Here is an 18178-nt window from a genome sequence, read left to right as displayed (position 1 = left end):
CGGTTTCCCGTCGGCCGTAACGCGCCGCCCTTACTCCACCGTGACCGACTTGGCCAGGTTGCGCGGCTGATCCACGTCGGTGCCGAGCAGATCGGCGACGTGGTACGCGAGCAACTGCAGCGGTAACACCATCAGGAGCGGCACGATCAGCGGATCGGTCTCCGGCACGCGGATGATCGCGTCGGCGATGCCGGCGGGCGGTTCCTCGGCGCCTTCGATCACGGCGACCACTTTCCCTTCGCGGGCTCGGACTTCCTGCAGGTTCGACATCATCTTCTGGCGCAGCGGTCCGCGGGGAATCAGGCCGAGCACCAGCATCTTTTCGTCGATCAAGGCGATCGGCCCGTGTTTCATTTCGCCGGCGGCATAGCCTTCGGCATGCAGGTAGCTGATTTCCTTCAGCTTGAGCGCCCCTTCCAGCGCGATCGGATAGCAGGGGCCGCGGCCGAGGAACAAAAAGCCCTTCATGTGCTGGAACTCGCGCGCGATGCGGCGGATTTTTTCTTCCTGCGCGAGGATTTCCTCCATTTGCCCCGGCACCCGCGCCAGGGCGCGCAACCGTTCCTCGGCATCGTCGACGTTCAACCGGCCGTAGGCCCGGGCGAACTGCACGGCGAGCACGTACAGCACGACCAATTGCGCCGTGAAGGCCTTGGTCGAGGCGACGCCGATTTCCGGCCCGGCATGCGTGAAGACCACGCCGTCGGCCTCGCGGGCGATAGTCGAATTGGGCATGTTGACGATCGCCAGGGTGGCGGCGCCGCGCCGCTGGGCTTCACGCATCGCGGCCAGGGTATCGGCGGTTTCGCCCGACTGGCTGACCACGACCAGCAAGGTGTCCGGGCCGACCACCGGTTCGCGATAACGGAATTCGGAGGCGACGTCCACCTCGCACGGCAGGCCGGCCAGTTGTTCGATGAAGGTCTTACCGACCAGACAGGCGTGATAGGCGGTGCCGCAGGCGACCATTGCCAGGCGTTTGAAGCGGGCGAAAGCCGCCATGTCGAAGGCCTGTTCGATGAAATAGAACGAGCCCTGCCCGGGGTCGAAACTGTCCTCGAGGCTGTCGATGATCGCGCGCGGCTGTTCGTAAATTTCCTTATGCATGAAGTGTTTGTGGCCGCTCTTCTCGATGTCGATCGGGTTCCAACTGACCGTTTTCGCCTGGCGTTGCAGCAGGTTGCCGGCGCCGTCGAAGATCGAAACGCGGTCCGCCTCGATCAGCGCCAACTCTTCGTCATTGAGAAAATCGACCCGCTTCGTGTAAGCGACCAGCGCCTGGATGTCGCTGGCCACGAAGGATTCGCCCTCGCCGTAGCCGACGACCAGCGGGCTGCCCTTGCGTGCCCCGATCAGCTTGCCGGGCTCCGCCGTGCTCTGCACGACGAAGGCATAGGCGCCCTCCAGACGAACGATCGCCCGCCGGACCGCCGCGATCAAATCGGCCCCGCTTTCCACCTCGCGGGCGATCAAGTGAGCGACGATTTCGGTGTCGGTTTCGGATTGGATTTGCGCGCCGCCCGCCAGCAATTCCTTGGCCAGCGCGGTGTGGTTTTCGATGATGCCGTTGTGCACCAGGCTGATCGGCCCCACTTTGTGCGGGTGGGCGTTGACGATCGACGGCTTGCCGTGCGTCGCCCAGCGCGTGTGGCCGATCCCCTGGGTGCCTTCCAGCGGATCGTCGTGCATCATCTGTTCCAGGTTCCGCAGCTTGCCGACGCTGCGGCGGATGCGGACGCGGCCGTCAACGAGCAACGCCATGCCGGCCGAGTCGTAGCCGCGATATTCCAACCGTTTCAAACCGTCGAGCAACACCTGGGTCGGGTTGCGCGGACCGATATAACCGATGATGCCGCACATCTGCTTGATCCTTCTTCAGTCGATGACTTCGCCCGCTTCCACGCGCATACCTTGCAGCACGACGTACGGGCCGAGAACGGCCCCCGCGCCCGCGGTCACGTCGGTCAAACGCGCGCCCTGGCCGATCCGGCAGCCGGCGCCGATTTTCGTTCGCCCCAACAGCACCGCGCCCGGCTCGATCACGGTGTCGGGCCCGACGCGCACGTCCCAATCGAGGTAGGTCGTCTCCGGGTCGATCATCGTCACGCCGCTTTTCATCCACCCGGCGTTGAGGGCCCGGCGCAGGATCCGCGCCGCTTCGGCCAAATCGGCGCGGCTGTTGACGCCGAGGATCTGCCACGGTTCCGCCAGGCGGAACGGCAGCACCTTCTTGCCCAGGTGGCCGGCGATTTCGATCGCGTCGGTCAGGTACATTTCGCCCTGGGCGTTGTTTTTGCCGATGCGGGCCAGCGTAGCCCACAAGGTCTTGGCGTTGGCGACGTAAAAACCGGCGTTGACGACCTGAATTTTCTGCTGTTCCTCGTCGGCGTCCTTCTGCTCGACCACGCGGACCAGGCGGCCCGCCTCGTCGGTCAGGCAGCGGCCGTAGCCGGTCGGATCGTCGAGCCGGGTCGTCATGCTCGTCAGATCGCTTTTCGTGCGGCGATGCTGCGCCACGATGGCCCGCGCCGTTTCCAGCCGCAGCAGCGGAACGTCGCCGGAGAGAATCAGCACGTCGCCGTCGAAGCCGCGCAGGGCCGACTTGGCCTGCAGGACGGCATGGCCCGTGCCTTCCTGGGTGCGCTGCAGGGCGAAGTCGATTGACGCGGCCGGGAATTCGGCTCGCACGGCGGCGCGCACCGCCTCGGCCTGGTGGCCGACGATCGCCACGATCCGCGTGGCCTTCAGTTGGCGGGCCAGGCGCACCGGGTAATAGATCAGCGGTTTGCCGCAAACCTCGTGCAACACCTTGGCGAGCGCGGACTTCATCCGCGTGCCCTTGCCCGCGGCCAGAATCACGACGGCTAACGGACGCATCGTTTTCCTTTCGCTTTCAGAGGGGGATATTGCCGTGTTTTTTCGGCGGCAACGTGTCGTGTTTGTTGCGCAACAGCAGCAGCGCCTCGTACAGTTTCCGGCGCGTCTGGCGCGGTTCGATCACCTCGTCGAGGTAGCCCAGTCCGGCCGCCACGACGGGATTGGCGAATTTTTCGCGGTATTCGCGAATCAGTTTTTCGCGCTCGGCCTTGGGATCGGCGGCCTGGTCGATCTGCTTTTTAAAGACGACGTTGACCGCGCCTTCCGGCCCCATCACCGCGACCTCGGCGCCCGGATAGCTGTAGTTGATGTCGGCCCGCAGTTGCTTGGAACCCATGACGATATAGGCGCCGCCGTAGGCCTTGCGCAAAACGAGGGTGATCTTCGGCACCGTGGCCTCGGCGTAGGCGTAGATCATCTTGGCGCCGTGCTTGATGATGCCGCCGTATTCCTGCTGCACCCCCGGCAAGAAGCCGGGCACGTCGCAAAACGTCAGGATCGGGATATTGAAGCAGTCGCAGCAGCGCACGAACCGCGCGCCCTTCATGCTGGCTTCGAGATCCAGACACCCCGCCTTGACCGCCGGGTTGTTGGCGACGATGCCCACGCTGCGCCCGCCCAGCGTCGCGTAACCGACCACCAGGTTGCCGGCGTACGCCGCGTGCACTTCCACGAACGTTCCGCCGTCGACGACCCGCGCGATGATCTCGTGCACGTCGTAAGGGAGGTTCGGATTGGCCGGCACCAGCGTTTCGAGTTCGGGCGATTCGCGATCGGGCGGATCGGCCGTCTGGTAGACCGGCGCGTCCTCGGTGTTGTTGCTGGGGAAGTATCCGAGCAGCCGCCGCACCCCGGCCAGGCAGGACGCATCATCCGGATAGGCGAAGTGCGCCACCCCGCTCACCGCCGTGTGGGTCGCCGCGCCGCCCAACTGGTCCATACTCACCTTTTCGCCGGTGACCGTTTCGATGACGTTCGGCCCGGTGATGAACATGTGGCTGGTGCGATCGACCATGAACACGAAATCGGTGATCGCCGGGCTGTACACCGCGCCGCCCGCGCACGGCCCCATGATGACGCTGATCTGCGGCACGACGCCCGAGGCCAGCGTATTATGCAAAAAGATATCGCCGTATCCGGCCAGGCTGTCCACGCCTTCCTGCACGCGGGCGCCGCCCGAATCGCACAAGCCGACGAACGGCGCGCCGTTCTGCAGCGACAGGTCCATCGCCTTGCAGATTTTGTCCGCGACCACCCGCGACAGGCTGCCGCCGAACACCGTGAAATCCTGGGCGAAGGCGAAAACCGTCCGGCCGTTGACGAGGCCGTAGCCGGTGACGACCGCGTCGCCGAGGACGGGCTGCTTCTCCATGCCGAAATCGTGGCAGCGATGCACCACGAAGCGGTCCAGTTCGCGGAACGTGCCCGGGTCGAAAAGCTTTTCCAGTCGCTCGCGCGCCGTCAGCTTGCCGGCGGCGTGCTGCTTCGCGATCCGTTCCGCCCCACCGCCCAACAGGGCCAGCGTGTTCATTTCCCGCAACTTTTCCAAGGATGTCCGTTCGTCCATCGCCACCTCGTCATTTTGCCTGGAATCGTTTTATTCCTTTTAGACTGAAAGCCCTTGCTTGACAACACGAATCGCCGCGTCGCGGCGTTGAACGTCCCGGCCGGGCGGCGGTGTCCAAACCGGGCGCGATTCAAAATTTGACAAAGGCCGGCTTATTCGTTAGTTTGCGACCGTTCTCGAAAGGTGGGCAATGAAACCATACGCTGCCATCCTCGCCGCCCTGTTGGTGGGCGGAATTTTTCTGCTGCCCGCGACGGCGAGCGCCTACTGGTATTGGGGCTCGAAGCCGCTGGCGATGGGCGGCGCCTTCAGCGCCGTCGCCAACGACATCAACACCATGCAATGGAACCCCGCCGGCCTGGCGTTCCTCAACGAACGCAAGCAGGTGGGCATCCAATTCAATTACGAGCGCCAGGAAATGCTGTTCGGCGACTCCGAATACCTGTTTCCCGACCTGAAATCCAGCGACAGCGAAAGCGACTTCACCAACGACTATTTCTATGAAGACAGAAACACGGTCGATCCCAAGAAAAAGATGAAGCGCGACCTTTACCACCTCGCCGTCGCCGACGGTTACGTAAACCCCTTCGTCGCGGTCGGCATGGACTTCACCGGCCTCAATTTCCCCTCGACCACCTTCAAAGAAGGCCGCGATTTCTGCACCGATTTGACGATCGCCGGCGGCATGGAAGACATCTTCAGCCTGGGCGCGACCGGCCGCTACGTCGACGTCAGTTCCACCAGCAACGGCGAATTCGACATGGATTTCGGCGCCTTGTTCAAAGCCGTGGGCATCCTGGGCTTCGGCCTGGTGGGCCGCAACGTCTTCGGCAACGACGAACCGCGCATCATCCGCCGCGAACTGGCTTTCGGCCTGGCCGGCTACATCCTCAACTACGCCACGATCAGCACCGAAATCACCAAGGTCTTCGACGTCAGCGACGTGCCCGGCACGTTCAATTTCGCCGTCGGCGCCGAGGGTCTGATCGCGAAGATTTTCGCCCTGCGCGGCGGTTTCAACTGGGATCGCGTCAACGACACGCGGCTGTATTCGTTGGGCGCGGCCTACACCGACAAATACGGCACGCTTTCCTACACCTTCCAGGGCGACACCCAGGAAGTGCTCAATTTCACGCATTCGATCGAATTGACCGTATATTTCCCCTGACGCCGGTCCTCCCGCCGCACCCGGCAGCTTGACAGCCGCGGGCGGCTGTTGCTTATAGTGGTCGCAAGTCGGGCGGGTTAAAGGCGTAATGAAGTTTCAACTGATCGCAATTTTGGTTGTCGTCGGGTTGGCGGTGGGGTGCGCCACCGTGCCGACCAGCCCGGATATCACCGAAGTCCAGGTCAAGAAGATGCTCGACGCCGCGCGTTTTTCCGGCGCCGAACAAAAAAGCCCTTACGAATATCTCAGCGCCAACCTGTATTTCGAGCAGGCCCTGACCGAAAAGAGCAACGGCAACTGGACCCTTTCCCGCAAGTACCTCGCCTTGTCGTACGACAAAGCCCGTTTGGCTTACGACAACGCGCGCAAATTCCGGAAGGCCCAGTGAAAACGCCGCTGCGCCGCCATTTCCCGGTTTTCCTGGCGATCGTCTTGCTGGCCGCCGCCTGCGGCCGTTCGAGCCCGGTGGCGTTGGACATGTTTCGCACCCAACTGGAAGAGGCTCGTAAAAAAGGCGCCTCGTTTTGCGCGCCCGCCGATTTCGCGGCCGCCGAGGCCTACCTCGACTTCGCCGCCAAATCCTACGAACTCGGCAACCGACAGGACGGCGAAAACTATTTGCGCAAAGTCCCCGCTTACCTGAATGCCGCCACCAAAAAATCGCAAAATTGCGCTTCCGACCTCGATAACGACGGCATCCCCGATTGGCGCGACGGCGATCCTTACCGGGCCGAGGATTACGACGGCTTTCAAGACGAGGACGGCATTCCCGAAGACGACAACGACGGCGACGGCTATCTTGACGGCGAGGATTCCTGCCCCAACGAGCCGGAGGATTTCGACGGCTTCGAGGACGAGGACGGCTGCCCCGACAACGACAACGATTACGACGGCGTGCCCGACGACCGCGACTTGTGCCCGACCCAGCCCGAGGACATCGACGGCTGGCAGGACGAGGACGGTTGCCCGGATCCGGACAACGACAACGATGGTTTCCCCGATCTGGCGGACGCCTGCCCGGACAATCCCGAGACCTTCAACGGCTTCCTCGACGACGACGGCTGTCCCGATCAGTTGCCGAAAAAACGCAAGTTCATCGCCCTGCCCGAAGTGGAATTCCTCGGCCATTCGGCCTACCTGACGAAAAAATCGAAAGCCAATCTGGTCGACTTCGCGCAGAAACTGCAACGCAACCCGGATTTGCACGTCCGCATCGAAAGCCATCTCTACGGGCGCGGCGACGAAGAGGCGGCCCGGGAATTGACGCGCAAACGCGCCGAAGCGTTAAAGGCCTATCTCGTGGAAAACGGCGTTCTGGCGCAGCGACTGACCGCCCTGGCTTTCGGCGGCGATCGCCCGATCGCCGATAACGACACCTACGCGGGTCGGTTGAAAAACGAACGCGTGGACTTCATCATCTATCTACCATGATCTATCGCTCGGCTAAAATTCTGGCGCGGGAGCCCTTACTGGCCGTTCTCCGGGAAGACCGCCGGCAAGGCAAACGCCTGGTCTTCACCAACGGCTGTTTCGACATCCTGCACATCGGCCACGTCCGCCTGTTCGCCCAGGCCAGGACCGCCGGCGACGTGCTGATCGTCGCCATCAATTCCGACGACTCCATCCGCCGGCTGGAAAAAGGCGACGAACGGCCCATTCATCCGCAGGACGATCGGGCGGCCTTGCTGGCGGCTTTCGCGGCGATCGATTACCTGACGATCTTCGACGAGGATACGCCCATCCCCCTGCTCGATCTCATCCGCCCGGATGTGCTGGTCAAAGGCGGCGATTGGGGGCCGCATCAGGTGGTCGGCCGCGAGTTGGTCGAATCCTATGGCGGGCGCGTCTGGCAGGTTCCCTTGGTGAGCGGTCGCTCAACCACCAATTACGTCCGCCAAATACGCGGCTAATAACAACTTTTTCCGTATTAGATAAAATGGCCGATACTGGATCGTCGACTATTCGGCGTTGCGTACCACACGAAATCCCGCGCCCGCGATTCGTGGTTTGAGACCCCACTCGTTGTGTTGCGGATCGCCAAGCGCTCGGCTTCGCGCCGCGGAACGGCAACCGGAAAAAGCGGTTGCCCAATATCCGCCGCGCAGAACGCGATAGCGGCCGTTCTCATAGGGTGACGCCGGTTCCGCCGGATCGACGACCGGTCCCGTCGCGTAATCGCCGTACCGATCCCAGACCCATTCTTCGAGGTTGCCGCTCATGTCATAAAGGCCCCATTGATTAGGCGGAAAACCGCGGATCGACATCACATTGCGGCGCGGTTCGGGAGAAGAACCGAATAAATCCGTCATCTCGCTACAGTTGGCTTGGGTCCTGGTCATGGTGGCGCCGGTATAAAATGGCGTGGTCGTACCGGCGCGCGCGGCGTATTCCCATTCGGCCTCGGTGGGAAGGCGATAACCGGTGCAATCGCGTTTCCATTGCACGTGGTCGCCCTTGCCGCTGTAACAACGCGTCCGACCTTCCAGGATCGAAAGTCGGTTACAGAACTCGATCGCTTCCTGCCATCGCACCATGTCGGCGGGACAGTCGATGCCGTCACAGCGGGTCAATCCGGAATGATCCAGCCAAGTGGTGCTGTACCATTTTACCTTCAGCCACTGTTTTCTGGTGACCTCGGTCGCCCCGATGTAGAAGGGACGAGTGATCACTACCTCGTGCAATGTTTCGTCGTTTTCCCGCGCCGGTTCGTCCGGCGGCGAGCCCATCAGGAATTTGCCGGCGGGAACCTTGACCAGCGGTATCAGGCCGTGAGTTTCTGCTCTGGATGGCGTTTTCTCCTCGGCGCGTAACCAATGCCAACCGAAGACTAGCAGCAGCAGAAAGAAGCCAATGAAGACGAAGCCGAAACTCGCCAGGCGTTTCATGTTTTCCCCATCGCTGATCATCGCGGCAACCGTATCCTGGTCGCCGGCTCGAATCAACAATGAAAATGAGTAAGAAACGCCGGCGCGGCTATTCGCCGATCGCCTTGACGACGACCCGCTTGCGGCGTCGGCCGTCGAATTCGCAATAATAAACCTGTTGCCAGGGGCCGAGATCCAGGCGGCCTTCGGTGATCGGCAGGATGACTTGATTGTGGACGAGAATGCTTTTCAGGTGCGCATCGCCGTTATCCTCGCCCGTGCGATGGTGCCGGTAGTTTTTGCCGACTGGGGCGAGGTTTTCAATCATTTCATCGATATCGGCGATGATTCCCAGTTCGGCGTCGTTGACCCAAATGCCGGCGGTGATGTGCATGGCGCTGACCAGCACCATTCCTTCCTGGATGCCGGATTCCTCGACGGCTTTTTCAATCCGGTCGGTGATATTGATGTACTCGCGCCGCTGCTTGGTTTGGAACCACAAATATTCGGTATGGCTTCTCATCCGCCCCTCCTCGCAAACCTTGTCCGCAACCGACCGCCGTTTCCCCGTTCGCGATTGTCGCAACGCGTTTCCGGTTCAATCTGAGCCGGACCGGATGCCCGGTCAAGCCTTTAAAAACAAAGGGAAGAAGCGTTCGCTTCCCCCCCCTGTATGCCGTAAACGAAAAAACTACCCGAGGATTTTCCCCAGTTTCATCGCCAGGCCCATGTCGCCGCTGATCTTCACTTTGCCGGTCATGAAAGCCATCTGGGCATTCAGGCTGCCGGTGTAGATCGCGATGAAATCGGCGTCGGAAACGGTGACCGTGCAATGAGGCGTCGGCGAGGCGCCCGCCGCGACCTTGGGAGCGTCGCCGGTGAGATCCACGTACCATTCGCCGCCGCCGTCGCCGGTGACGTTGAACTGATAAACCGACTTGATGTTGGCCACTTTGCCCGGATCGGCGGCCATTTTCGCGGTAATGTTTTCAAACACCTGGTTCACGGTCATGTCAGACATCGTCTTTCCTCCTGGCTAGGGCCGTCCCCATGAAACGGCGGAAAAAGAGTACCGTAATATTGGTAATGTCCCCTGATCAATCTGCAATGGTATGTGTCTAATATCGCCTTCCGGACCGGGTTGTCAAGCATTTGCTGAAAACCGGCCGTAGGCACGGTTCGCGGCCCGGTTCGCGGCCTTGACAAACCCAGGCCCGCCCACCATCGTATCGCTCGAAAAAATCCGGCAAACGGCCCTGAAGGAGCTTGAAAAATGCGGCAATTCCGTTTTTCGATCCTCGCGCTGGCGGTCCTTCCGCTGCTGCTGTTTGCGGTCGGCTGCGGCAAAACGACCCCGACCGAAACCAGCCCGACTCCGGCGGTCGCCCCGCCGCCCGCCGAGGGCCCGGCCCCGCGGGAAATCCCGACCAGCGACCGTCCGCTCGTGTCCCTTTACGTCATGAGCGAATGCCCTTACGGCATCCCGGCGGAAACCGTTACGCATAAAGTCGCCCAGGCGTTGAAAGATCTGTTTGATTTGCGGCTGGTTTTCATTATCAGCCAGTCGTCGGACGGCAAGATCGAAAGCTTGCACGGCGCGCGGGAAGTCGAAAAAGACCAGGTGCAGATCTGCGCCGGTCAGGCCGCCCCTGAGAAGCAACTGGATTTCATCGTTCGCTGGAACGAAAGCGGCAAGGATTGGCAGGCGACGGCGAAAAGCCTGGGCTTGTCGGTCGAAGCCATCGAAAAATGCCGGACCGACGGCACCGCCGAGCGGCTCTTGCGCGAACATCTGGCGGAAACCAACAAACTGAACGTTCACGCCAGCCCGACCATTCTGATCAACGGCGCACCCTATGCGGGCGGCATCAACAGCCGCGAATTGTTCGAGGCGATCTGCAAAGCGATGGGCGGCAAAAAGGCTCCGGTTTGCGACAACCCGCCGGAAACCCTCTCGCGGTCGGACGGCAGCGCCAAGGGCTCCTGCAGTGGCCAGGACAACGCGCCGCCGCTGCCGCCGGAGATGGTGGACAAGTCGCCGTTCACCCACACGATCGTCTACGACGCGAAGGCCATCGACACCAGTCGGATGGACCTGATTCTCAAGCAGACCTTGCAGCTCTATCCGGGCGCCAAGGTGGAAAAGATCGATTACAACAGCGCCGCCGGCAAAAAATTCATCGCGAAATACGGCATCAAACTGTTGCCCGCCTATTTCTTCCCCGGCGACCTGGCGAAACGGTCGAACTTCAAGGTCATCGAACCGCACGTGGTGAAAGCCGGCGACGGCTACCTGCTTTCGCCGAAGGTCGGCGGCAATTTCTATCTCGACCGCAAGGCCGCTCCGAAAACCCTCGACGTGTTCTTCACCCCGGTTTCGCAAAACGCTCTGCGTTCCCTGCTGGATTTGTCGGACCTCCTGGCCGCGCCGGAAATCAAGAAGCTCGGCGTTCACGTGCGCCTGCTGCCGTTCACGCTGATCCAAAACGGCGAAATCGCCGCGCAGATGGGTGTGATGGAAGTCGAGGAGATGCTGCGGGTGATCGCTATCCTGAATACCAAGCCCGACAAGGTCTGGGACTACTTGAAGGGCCGCGCGGAAAATCCGCTGTCGAGCTACTGGGAAGATTTCGTGACCAAGGCGGGCCTGGACCCGGCGACGATCAAGAAGGAAGCCAACGCGGACAAGGCGAGCCAGATCCTGGCCGAGAACAGCAACCTAGCCGCCGAATTGAGCATCACCGAGGAGTTCGCCGCCCTGGCGGACAACCAGGAATTGATCCGCGGCGTCGATAAAGAGGTGCTCCGCAAGGCGCTCCTGAAAATCGGCAAATAGCCTACAGGCCGGGGAGCCGCTTATCCTTCACCTGCTGGTTGACGTAGTCGGGCAGCAGGATCGGGCTGGCGACCGCGCTGTCAATGCCGGCTTCCTTCCGTTCGGCGATGAACCGCCGCACGTGCTCGAGGTTCGGGATGCCCGGTGCGTACTTTTCCTTGACGTAAGCCGCCGCCGTCTGCCCCGCGATCCGGCCGAACACGCACACGTCGAGCAGCGAATTGCCCATCAGGCGATTCTCGCCGTGGACGCCGCCGGTCACCTCGCCCGCCGCGAACAAACCCGGCACGTTGGTCTCGCAATGTCGATTGTAGGTCACGCCGCCGTTTTGATAATGCAGCGTCGGGTAGACGAGCATCGGCACCTTGCCGATGTCGATGCCGAAGCGCTTGTACAGGATGAACTTGCCGGGGAACTCGCGCTCGACGGTGCCCGGGCCGACCATGGTCTCGATCATCGGGCTGTCGAGCCAGACGCCGAACTTGCCGGTCGGCGTCGGCACGCCCTTCCCGACCACCGTGCATTCGCGAATGATGCTCGCCGCCTCGACATCGCGCGGCTCGCGCTCGAAGACGAACTGCTCGCCCTCGACGTTCAGCACGTGGGCGCCGAAGCCGCGCACCTTTTCGGTGATCAGGATGCCCTCGGCCTGTTCCGGAAAGACGACGCCGGTCGGGTGGTATTGCACGGCGTGCAAGAAGCAGACGGGCACGCCCGCGCGGTAGGCGATCACCAACCCGTCGGCGGTCGCGCCGTAGTGATTGGTGGTCATGAAGCCCTTGATGTGCAGGCGGCCCGAGCCGCCGGTGGCCAGCACCACGGCCTTGGCGTGGACGACGTAGGTCTGCTTCGTCTCGAGGTTGAGCAGCACCGCGCCCATGCAGCGGCCCTTGTCGTCCAGAATCAGCTCGATCGCCGGATTGAACTCCAGCACCTCGATCCGGTCGGCGCGGTTGCGGGCCTCGTCGCGCAGGGTGCGCATGATTTCCGCGCCGGTGATGTCGGCCGCGAAGTGCATCCGCTTGCGGCAGGTGCCGCCGCCGTGCGCCGTGCGCAAGGTGCCCTGCGGGTCGTGCGGCTCCTTCGACAGCAGGCAGCCCAGACCCTCGAGCCACTCGATCACCAGCGGCGCCTCGGTGACCAACGTCCGCACCAGTTCCGGCACGTTTTTGAAGTGACCGCCGCCGATCACGTCGAGGTAATGGAAATACGGGCTGTCCCACCCGACTTTCGTCGCCGCCTGGATGCCGCCCTCGGCCATCATGGTGTTGGCGTCGCCGTGCCGCAGCTTGGTGGCGAGAATTACGCGCAGCCCTTGCTCGGCCGCGAGTAACGCCGCGCTGGTGCCTGCGCCACCGCCGCCCAGCACCAGAACGTCGGTGGTGTAATCGGGTTTGTCCACGGCGAAGCGATCGGGATCGAGCAGCGGCCGGGCCTCGAACAGGGCAGCCATCTCGTGGCAGATCGCGTAGCCCTTGCTGGGACCGACAACGAGCGGCCGACGCCCATCCGCCTGGTAGTCCGGGTGGTGCTTCAATCGTTCGGCGCGTTCGGCCAGCGACAGCGCCGGGAAGTCCTTACCCTCCTTGGCACGCTGAATGCGGGCCGGACGGGTCGCTTCGACTTTTTTAATCAGCTCGAGCAATTCCTGGGTATAGCCCACGGCGGCCTCCTACAGATACGTCGGGTCCTTCGGTTTCCAGTTCGGATCATCTTCCTGCGGCTGTTCCTCGCGCGCGACGTAGCGCTGCCGCAACTCGGCGTCGCTCAGCGCCGTCACCTCGTCCAGCGCCTTTTCGAATTCGCCGGCGCGGATGCGCGCGGTTTGCGCCGCCAGGTGGCGGCTGCGCGGCTGCAGGTGCACGCCCACCAGCCGGCGGACGAGTTCGGCGATGTGATACTGCTTGAGTTCGCCAGGGCAACGCGCCGCGCAGAGGCCGCACATGACGCAGTCGAACGACAGCCGGGCCGCCTCGCGCAGATCGCCGCGGATGGTCGCGCTGATGTACTCCATGACCCGGATTTCCATCGGGCAGCTTTTCGTACAGGTGTTGCAACCCATGCACTTGAAGATCTCCGGGTACAACGAATGAACGACCTGCGTGGTCGCCTCGATCCGCTCCACGTCGTAGGTCGCCTTCGGCGCCGGGAAGAACGGGATCTGGGCGATGTACATGCCGTCCTGGACGACCGTCTGGCAGGCCAGCCCGACCTCGATCTTGTACGAACCCGCGAACCGGTAGACGGTCGCGCAGGCGCCGCAGATGCCGCCGCGGCAGCCGCAGCCGCGCAGCCATTGGTAGCCGGCGAACTCGAAGGCCTTTTGAATGGTCAACGAATCGGGCACCAGATATTCCTTGCCCATGAGGTAAATCCGCGCGGTTTCCGGCGGTAACGTCTGCATCCTGTCTCCCTCCTCTATCGGGCGATGAAAACGCCGAGCGCGATGCCCAGTAGCAGCGCCGCGATGACCATGAAGTAGTTGTCGAACCGGCGCAGCAGTTTGCTTTGGGGGATCGTTTCCGGGATCTTCTCGTCCACCACGTAATCCTTGATTTCCGTGTCTACCTGCGGGCAGGCCAGCAGGCACGAAAAACACAATTCGCAATCCTCGGCGACCGTCGTTTCCAACGCAAAGCTGGTGCGGCGGTCGGTCACGCCCAGTCGCGCCGGTTCGCGCCGTAGCACCGGGCACGAATCGACGCAATTACCGCAGGCCAGGCAGGCCTGGTCGCCGGTGATCTCGTCGCCGCTGGGCAGGTACAGCCGGTGGTACGGCTCCATCCCGCGGCTGAGCAACCGGAAGCGCGCCACCGGCGGCTCCTTGATGGTCAGCAGTTGATCGACCGTCCGTCGTTTCTCCGTGGACAGCGGCGGCGATTGTTCGGTGATCGATGCCATGTCGCCTCCTACCCTTCCGGCGCCGGCGCGGCGGCCACCGGTCCGGCGACGCCGGACTCCTCCGCCGCTTCCGGTTGCCAACCGGGATGGCAACGCCGGCAGTCTCGTTTGTCCTCACCCGCGCATTCGGCGCGGAACACCGCGAAGCGCCCGTGGAAAGTGCCGCTGTGGCAACGACGGCATTGTTCCTCGCGCGGCAACGCCAGGTGAATCGTCCCCGGATGGCGACGCGCGGTCGCGTCGGGGTGGCAGCCGATGCAGCGCATCGGGTTGATCGAAAAGTAGTTGATTGAGCGATCCGGTCGCGTCTTGCCGTCCGCCGTCGGCTGTTCGCGGTCGTGGCACTGGCCGCACCAGCCGAGTTGCGCCCGCAGCAGGAAATCGCGTTCGGTTTTCTGCTCTTCGGTGGGCAGCGCCATCGCCCTCAGGCGTTCGAGCTGGGCGCGCGCCGGCCGCGGATAATCCTTCATCCAGAAGTGGTTGCGGTGCGAAAAACGCAGGCCGATCTTGGCGACCTTTTCCGGCAGTTTGAGCTTATCGGCCTCGTCGCGCTTGAGAATGTCGAAATGGCAGCGCAGGCATTCGTCGTCGGTATAGCCGGGCTCGGGGTCCGGCAGGCGCGTCGTTTCGGCGCCGGTCGCGTCGTCGAAATCGGCCACCGAGCGGCTCACCCATTTCCCGGCCACCCGGTAGAAATCCTTGTCGGTGTGACAGGTCAGACAGCGTTCCTTGTCTTTTTTATAGGGCGAGTGCGAGGTCGAGTCCTCGGCGAAACTGACGAAAACGCCGGCCGGCGCGTGGCATTTCAGGCAGAAGAACGAGGATTGATTGTAGGTCACCATGCCGAGAAAACCCAGCAATCCGGCGACGCCGATGCCCAGGCCGACGTAAAGCGGCGGCGCCGTAATCAGAAAATGCTCGAGCCAGCCGAACACTCGCGCCAATCCCTTCATGTCAGGCCCTCCTGACGCGCAGCCGGACGAGCGGCCGCAGCAGGCGGTCGCCTTCCGGCGCGGGGTCGGCGGTGGTCAGCGGCGACAGGTTGACGCCGTTGCGTTGGTCTTCCCACCAGATCAGTTTCATGTCCGGGTCGAGCCGGGCGGAAAAGCGGCTGGCCAGCGCCAGCAGCCCGGAGGCCGGATGGCCCTGGCCGATATTCAACGCCGCGCAGCCGGGACGGATGCCGCCCGAAACGAACACTTCCACCTTCACCTCGACCGGTCGCGCGGGCGCGGGCCGGCTTTCCTCGGCCAGCAAACGCACCGCGTCGCCGGTGCGGACGCGCAGGCGCCGGGCGTCGTCCGGATTCACGAACAGCTTGGCGGCGTGATCGATTTCCGCCAGCCACTTGGCTTGCGCGCTGGTCCGGTTGGTCGTCGGACCGCCGTGCAGGAGCAGTTCCAGCCGCCCGCCGTGCGCCGGGGTCGTTTCCAAAGGCGCGAGCTGTTTGAAGTAGGCCAGCGACGGGGTGTAAACCAGTTCGGGTTTGAAGTTCACATCGCCGGCGAAAATCCCCTGGGCGATTTCGAAAAACGCCTGCACGCCCAACCGATCGCGCACCCAGCGGAGGTCGTTTTCCGCCGCGGCGTTCGCCGGCGGTTCGGCGCCGGTCAGGGCAGCGAAGACGGCTTTGGCCGGCAACACGCCCTTGGGCGGCGGCGCGATCGGCTGCTGCAACGCATACGTCGGCGTCGGAACGTAGGCAGTCAGCCAGACGCGGCCCTCGCACTCCAGCGGCAATGCCTCGGGAATGACGAGATCGGCGACCCCGGCCGTTTCGTTGGGCAGCGGACTGATCGCCAGATGATAGGCCGCCGCGCCGTCGACCAGCGCGCTTTCCAGGCGGCCGCCCCGCTCGTAAACCGGATTGGCGCGATGGGTGATCAGGATGATCTTTCGCCGCTTCTCGCCGAATTCCAGTTCGCGGTAGAACTCCTCGGCCTCCACCGCGGTCAGCGCCTGCGCCTCGGGCACCCAACGCGGCCGCGGAATGACCGGGATCTGACGCTCGCCGAACAGCAGATCGATCAAGGCGATGGAAGCATACGCCGCTTTCGCGTCCGCGCCGTCGAAAACGCCGTCGCCGGCCATGGTCGCCGGGCGATGGGATTCGAGCAGCAGGTCGGCGGCCTGCCGCAGCAATTCGGGATCCACGCCGCAGCGGTGCGCGGCATATTCGAAGTCGTAGGCGTCGAGCGCCTCGGCCAGAAAATAAAGCGGCAGGTATTGGCCGCCCATACGGATCGTCGCGTCGAGCTTCCAGTGCTCCAGCGTGTGGCGCACCAGAGCCAACGCCGCGACGCGCGCCGTGCCGGGCCGGATCGGCACCCACAGATCGGCCTTGCCGCCGGTGTTGGCGAGGTGCGGATCGAACACCACCACCTTCAAGCCGCGGTCGACCTGCCCCTCGACGATGCGCCGGGCGTCTTGAATGAAGCGCGGCCCCTCGTCGAGCGGCCGGTCGTCGAAGACCAGCAGCAGATCGGCGGCTTCGATGTCGGGCCGGACCTCGGCGCCCCAGATTTCGCGCATGACCGCCTGCCGGTTCGCGCCGGCCAACGCCTCGCGGCCGATCAATTTCCCTCGGACGCCGAGCGGCGCCAGGAAATCGGCGTGCGCCGCCTGCTCGTCCCAGGTGTCGATCACCACCGTGGCGCCCTCGGCCAGCAGCCCGGCCAATTGGCGCTGCGCCTCGTCGAGCGCGGCGGTGGTTTCGAGCGTTTGCCCGTTGCGGCGGCGGGCCTGCCAGAGGCGCTCGGGGTGATAGTGCAGATTGATCGCGGCCAGGGCGAGCGCGCAGACCTTGCCGCGGCTGGCCGGGTGCTCGGGATTGCCGAGAATCGCGGTGAGCTGCGTCTTGTCGCGCAAATAGCCGACAATGCCGCAGCCGGCCGGGCAAGCCCGGCAGACCGACGGCACCGGTTCGTCGCGGCGCGTGGCGGTGCGCATCACGTGGCCGAAAAACGCGTGGCCGACTCCCTCGACCCCGATCGCCGCGCCGGCGGCCAGGCCCCAGGAAACGAATTGGCGACGCGTAATCCGCATGCGAACCCCTACATCAACGGCAGCACCTGACCGCCGAAGACGGTCACGTACCGCATGAAAAAGATGCCGATCACCACCCCGGCCGCCGCGAGGGCCAGCACCCAGTGCCGTTTGCGCAACGCCGGCACGAAACAAACGACCAGCGGCAGCACCTTGCCGATCAGGTTCTCCACGACCACGAACAGCGGCGTGAAGCTGCCGCCGAGCACCAGCCAGGCCATCCGCTGCGCGCCCTCGTGGCTGATCGACAGCACGGCGATGTCGCAGAAAGTCAGGAACAGATCGACCACGATCGCCCAGCCGAGCAGGCCGGCCAGCCCGTCGACGATGTCGGCCGGAATCTTGCGCTCGGCAAAGACGAAGCGGAACAGCAGCATGACCAGCAGGATCATCAGCGCCAGGCCGGACACGATGGCCGAGACCAGGAAGAGCGTCGGCATCAGCGCGGTGTTCCAGTAGGCGCGCGCCTTGCCGAACGCCAGGATGAACCCGGTGTAGCCGTGCGTGGCGATCGCGGTGGGAATGCCGATCATCCCCAGCAGCTTGGTGCGCTTCAGATCGCCGCGGAACATGAACAGCGCGTAGAAAATGCAGACCACCGGGTAACCGACCAGCAGAAACGCCCCGTAGGTCATCGGGCTGGTGAAATTCAGGTAGGTGAAGTGGTTCCAGATCGAACGGATCGGCCAGCCGACCTGCATCAGCAGCGCGATCGGCGCGATCCCCAGGCAGGCGGTGGCGGTGATGACCGCGATCCGGCTGATCGGCTTGTACTTCGTCAGGCCGAAACCGTAACTCATGGTGGAAACCACGAAGCTGCCCGCCGACAATCCGGTGAAGTAGAAATAGATCGAGATCAGCCAGGCAAAGGTCGTCTGGTGCGGCACGTCGTACAACAACCGGGTGGCGACGGTTTCCAA

Annotated in this window: 17 protein-coding genes; 5 read left to right on the top strand and 12 right to left on the bottom strand. The window is 63.4% G+C overall.

All coding sequences use genetic code 11. From position 1 onward, the window contains the following. Positions 1 to 30: 30 nt before the first annotated feature. Genes glmS through GX444_16565 form a run of 3 tightly spaced genes read right to left on the bottom strand, consistent with a single transcriptional unit; the run spans position 31 to position 4450 of the window. The gene (glmS, locus tag GX444_16575; GenBank protein NLH50196.1) at positions 31 to 1860 is read right to left on the bottom strand and encodes a glutamine--fructose-6-phosphate transaminase (isomerizing); all 1830 of its coding nucleotides are present in this window, start codon (positions 1858 to 1860) and stop codon (positions 31 to 33) included. 15 nt (positions 1861 to 1875) lie between these two features. Next, positions 1876 to 2877: a bifunctional N-acetylglucosamine-1-phosphate uridyltransferase/glucosamine-1-phosphate acetyltransferase gene (locus GX444_16570; GenBank protein ID NLH50195.1), complete on the bottom strand. Its 1002-nt coding sequence runs from the start codon at positions 2875 to 2877 to the stop codon at positions 1876 to 1878. A 16-nt stretch (positions 2878 to 2893) separates the two neighbouring features. Then, entirely contained in the window at positions 2894 to 4450 is a 1557-nt protein-coding gene (locus GX444_16565) for a methylmalonyl-CoA carboxyltransferase (protein ID NLH50194.1), read from the bottom strand. Positions 4451 to 4634: 184 nt separating this feature from the next. On the opposite strand from GX444_16565, the gene GX444_16560 reads away from it, so the two are divergent. The 4 genes from GX444_16560 (at position 4635) to rfaE2 (ending at position 7522) form a co-directional block, all read left to right on the top strand. Next, positions 4635 to 5612: a hypothetical protein gene (locus GX444_16560; GenBank protein ID NLH50193.1), complete on the top strand. Its 978-nt coding sequence runs from the start codon at positions 4635 to 4637 to the stop codon at positions 5610 to 5612. Between the two features lie 88 nt (positions 5613 to 5700). Then, entirely contained in the window at positions 5701 to 6000 is a 300-nt protein-coding gene (locus tag GX444_16555; protein NLH50192.1) for a hypothetical protein, read from the top strand. Further along, positions 5997 to 7043 (top strand): OmpA family protein, encoded by a 1047-nt coding sequence (locus GX444_16550; protein ID NLH50191.1) that lies wholly within the window; start codon positions 5997 to 5999, stop codon positions 7041 to 7043. Before GX444_16555 ends, GX444_16550 begins: the two co-directional genes overlap by 4 nt. Further along, a complete protein-coding gene (rfaE2, locus tag GX444_16545; GenBank protein ID NLH50190.1) occupies positions 7040 to 7522 on the top strand; it encodes a D-glycero-beta-D-manno-heptose 1-phosphate adenylyltransferase in 483 nt (160 codons plus the stop codon). The genes GX444_16550 and rfaE2 overlap by 4 nt, the downstream gene beginning before the upstream one ends. Before the next feature lie 48 nt (positions 7523 to 7570). Here the strand turns inward: rfaE2 and GX444_16540 are convergent, their stop codons facing one another. The 3 genes from GX444_16540 to GX444_16530 all read right to left on the bottom strand — a co-directional run bounded on the left by GX444_16540 (position 7571) and on the right by GX444_16530 (position 9497). Beyond that, on the bottom strand, positions 7571 to 8497 hold the full coding sequence (locus GX444_16540) for a formylglycine-generating enzyme family protein (protein ID NLH50189.1): 927 nt from the start codon (positions 8495 to 8497) through the stop codon (positions 7571 to 7573). 88 nt (positions 8498 to 8585) lie between these two features. After that, positions 8586 to 8999: a YjbQ family protein gene (locus tag GX444_16535; GenBank protein NLH50188.1), complete on the bottom strand. Its 414-nt coding sequence runs from the start codon at positions 8997 to 8999 to the stop codon at positions 8586 to 8588. A 168-nt stretch (positions 9000 to 9167) separates the two neighbouring features. Next, on the bottom strand, positions 9168 to 9497 hold the full coding sequence (locus GX444_16530) for an SCP2 sterol-binding domain-containing protein (protein NLH50187.1): 330 nt from the start codon (positions 9495 to 9497) through the stop codon (positions 9168 to 9170). A gap of 252 nt (positions 9498 to 9749) precedes the next feature. Between GX444_16530 and GX444_16525 the strand changes: the two genes are divergently transcribed. Continuing rightward, complete coding sequence (locus tag GX444_16525; protein ID NLH50186.1) at positions 9750 to 11312, top strand: hypothetical protein; 1563 nt, start codon at positions 9750 to 9752, stop codon at positions 11310 to 11312. A gap of 1 nt (position 11313) precedes the next feature. On the opposite strand, the gene GX444_16520 is transcribed toward GX444_16525, so the two are convergent. Genes GX444_16520 through nrfD form a run of 6 tightly spaced genes read right to left on the bottom strand, consistent with a single transcriptional unit; the run spans position 11314 to position 18178 of the window. Continuing rightward, entirely contained in the window at positions 11314 to 12975 is a 1662-nt protein-coding gene (locus GX444_16520) for an FAD-binding protein (GenBank protein ID NLH50185.1), read from the bottom strand. Positions 12976 to 12984: 9 nt separating this feature from the next. Next, positions 12985 to 13716: a 4Fe-4S dicluster domain-containing protein gene (locus tag GX444_16515; GenBank protein ID NLH50184.1), complete on the bottom strand. Its 732-nt coding sequence runs from the start codon at positions 13714 to 13716 to the stop codon at positions 12985 to 12987. Between the two features lie 14 nt (positions 13717 to 13730). Next, on the bottom strand, positions 13731 to 14213 hold the full coding sequence (locus tag GX444_16510) for a 4Fe-4S dicluster domain-containing protein (GenBank protein ID NLH50183.1): 483 nt from the start codon (positions 14211 to 14213) through the stop codon (positions 13731 to 13733). Between the two features lie 8 nt (positions 14214 to 14221). Next, a complete protein-coding gene (locus GX444_16505) occupies positions 14222 to 15166 on the bottom strand; it encodes a hypothetical protein (GenBank protein NLH50182.1) in 945 nt (314 codons plus the stop codon). Position 15167: 1 nt separating this feature from the next. Continuing rightward, entirely contained in the window at positions 15168 to 17258 is a 2091-nt protein-coding gene (locus GX444_16500) for a molybdopterin-dependent oxidoreductase (GenBank protein NLH50181.1), read from the bottom strand. 8 nt (positions 17259 to 17266) lie between these two features. Beyond that, positions 17267 to 18178, bottom strand: coding sequence for a polysulfide reductase NrfD (gene nrfD / locus GX444_16495; GenBank protein ID NLH50180.1), 912 nt, complete (start codon positions 18176 to 18178; stop codon positions 17267 to 17269).

It is taken from the genome of Myxococcales bacterium (genome assembly GCA_012517325.1).
In the GTDB taxonomy this organism is placed as follows: Bacteria; Lernaellota; Lernaellaia; order Lernaellales; family Lernaellaceae; genus JAAYVF01.
Note: the sequence above shows the minus strand (reverse complement) of the source record. Positions and strands in the feature narration are given on the sequence as shown.

What these genes read in the sequence shown, in the direction of transcription:
- glmS (NLH50196.1), bottom strand. Translation starts at nt 1,860, where the DNA reads ATGTGCGGCATCATCGGTTATATCGGTCCGCGCAACCCGACCCAGGTG.
- GX444_16570 (NLH50195.1), bottom strand. Translation starts at nt 2,877, where the DNA reads ATGCGTCCGTTAGCCGTCGTGATTCTGGCCGCGGGCAAGGGCACGCGG.
- GX444_16560 (NLH50193.1), top strand. Translation starts at nt 4,635, where the DNA reads ATGAAACCATACGCTGCCATCCTCGCCGCCCTGTTGGTGGGCGGAATT.
- GX444_16555 (NLH50192.1), top strand. Translation starts at nt 5,701, where the DNA reads ATGAAGTTTCAACTGATCGCAATTTTGGTTGTCGTCGGGTTGGCGGTG.
- rfaE2 (NLH50190.1), top strand. Translation starts at nt 7,040, where the DNA reads ATGATCTATCGCTCGGCTAAAATTCTGGCGCGGGAGCCCTTACTGGCC.
- GX444_16540 (NLH50189.1), bottom strand. Translation starts at nt 8,497, where the DNA reads ATGAAACGCCTGGCGAGTTTCGGCTTCGTCTTCATTGGCTTCTTTCTG.
- GX444_16535 (NLH50188.1), bottom strand. Translation starts at nt 8,999, where the DNA reads ATGAGAAGCCATACCGAATATTTGTGGTTCCAAACCAAGCAGCGGCGC.
- GX444_16530 (NLH50187.1), bottom strand. Translation starts at nt 9,497, where the DNA reads ATGTCTGACATGACCGTGAACCAGGTGTTTGAAAACATTACCGCGAAA.
- GX444_16525 (NLH50186.1), top strand. Translation starts at nt 9,750, where the DNA reads ATGCGGCAATTCCGTTTTTCGATCCTCGCGCTGGCGGTCCTTCCGCTG.
- GX444_16515 (NLH50184.1), bottom strand. Translation starts at nt 13,716, where the DNA reads ATGCAGACGTTACCGCCGGAAACCGCGCGGATTTACCTCATGGGCAAG.
- GX444_16510 (NLH50183.1), bottom strand. Translation starts at nt 14,213, where the DNA reads ATGGCATCGATCACCGAACAATCGCCGCCGCTGTCCACGGAGAAACGA.
- GX444_16505 (NLH50182.1), bottom strand. Translation starts at nt 15,166, where the DNA reads ATGAAGGGATTGGCGCGAGTGTTCGGCTGGCTCGAGCATTTTCTGATT.
- GX444_16500 (NLH50181.1), bottom strand. Translation starts at nt 17,258, where the DNA reads ATGCGGATTACGCGTCGCCAATTCGTTTCCTGGGGCCTGGCCGCCGGC.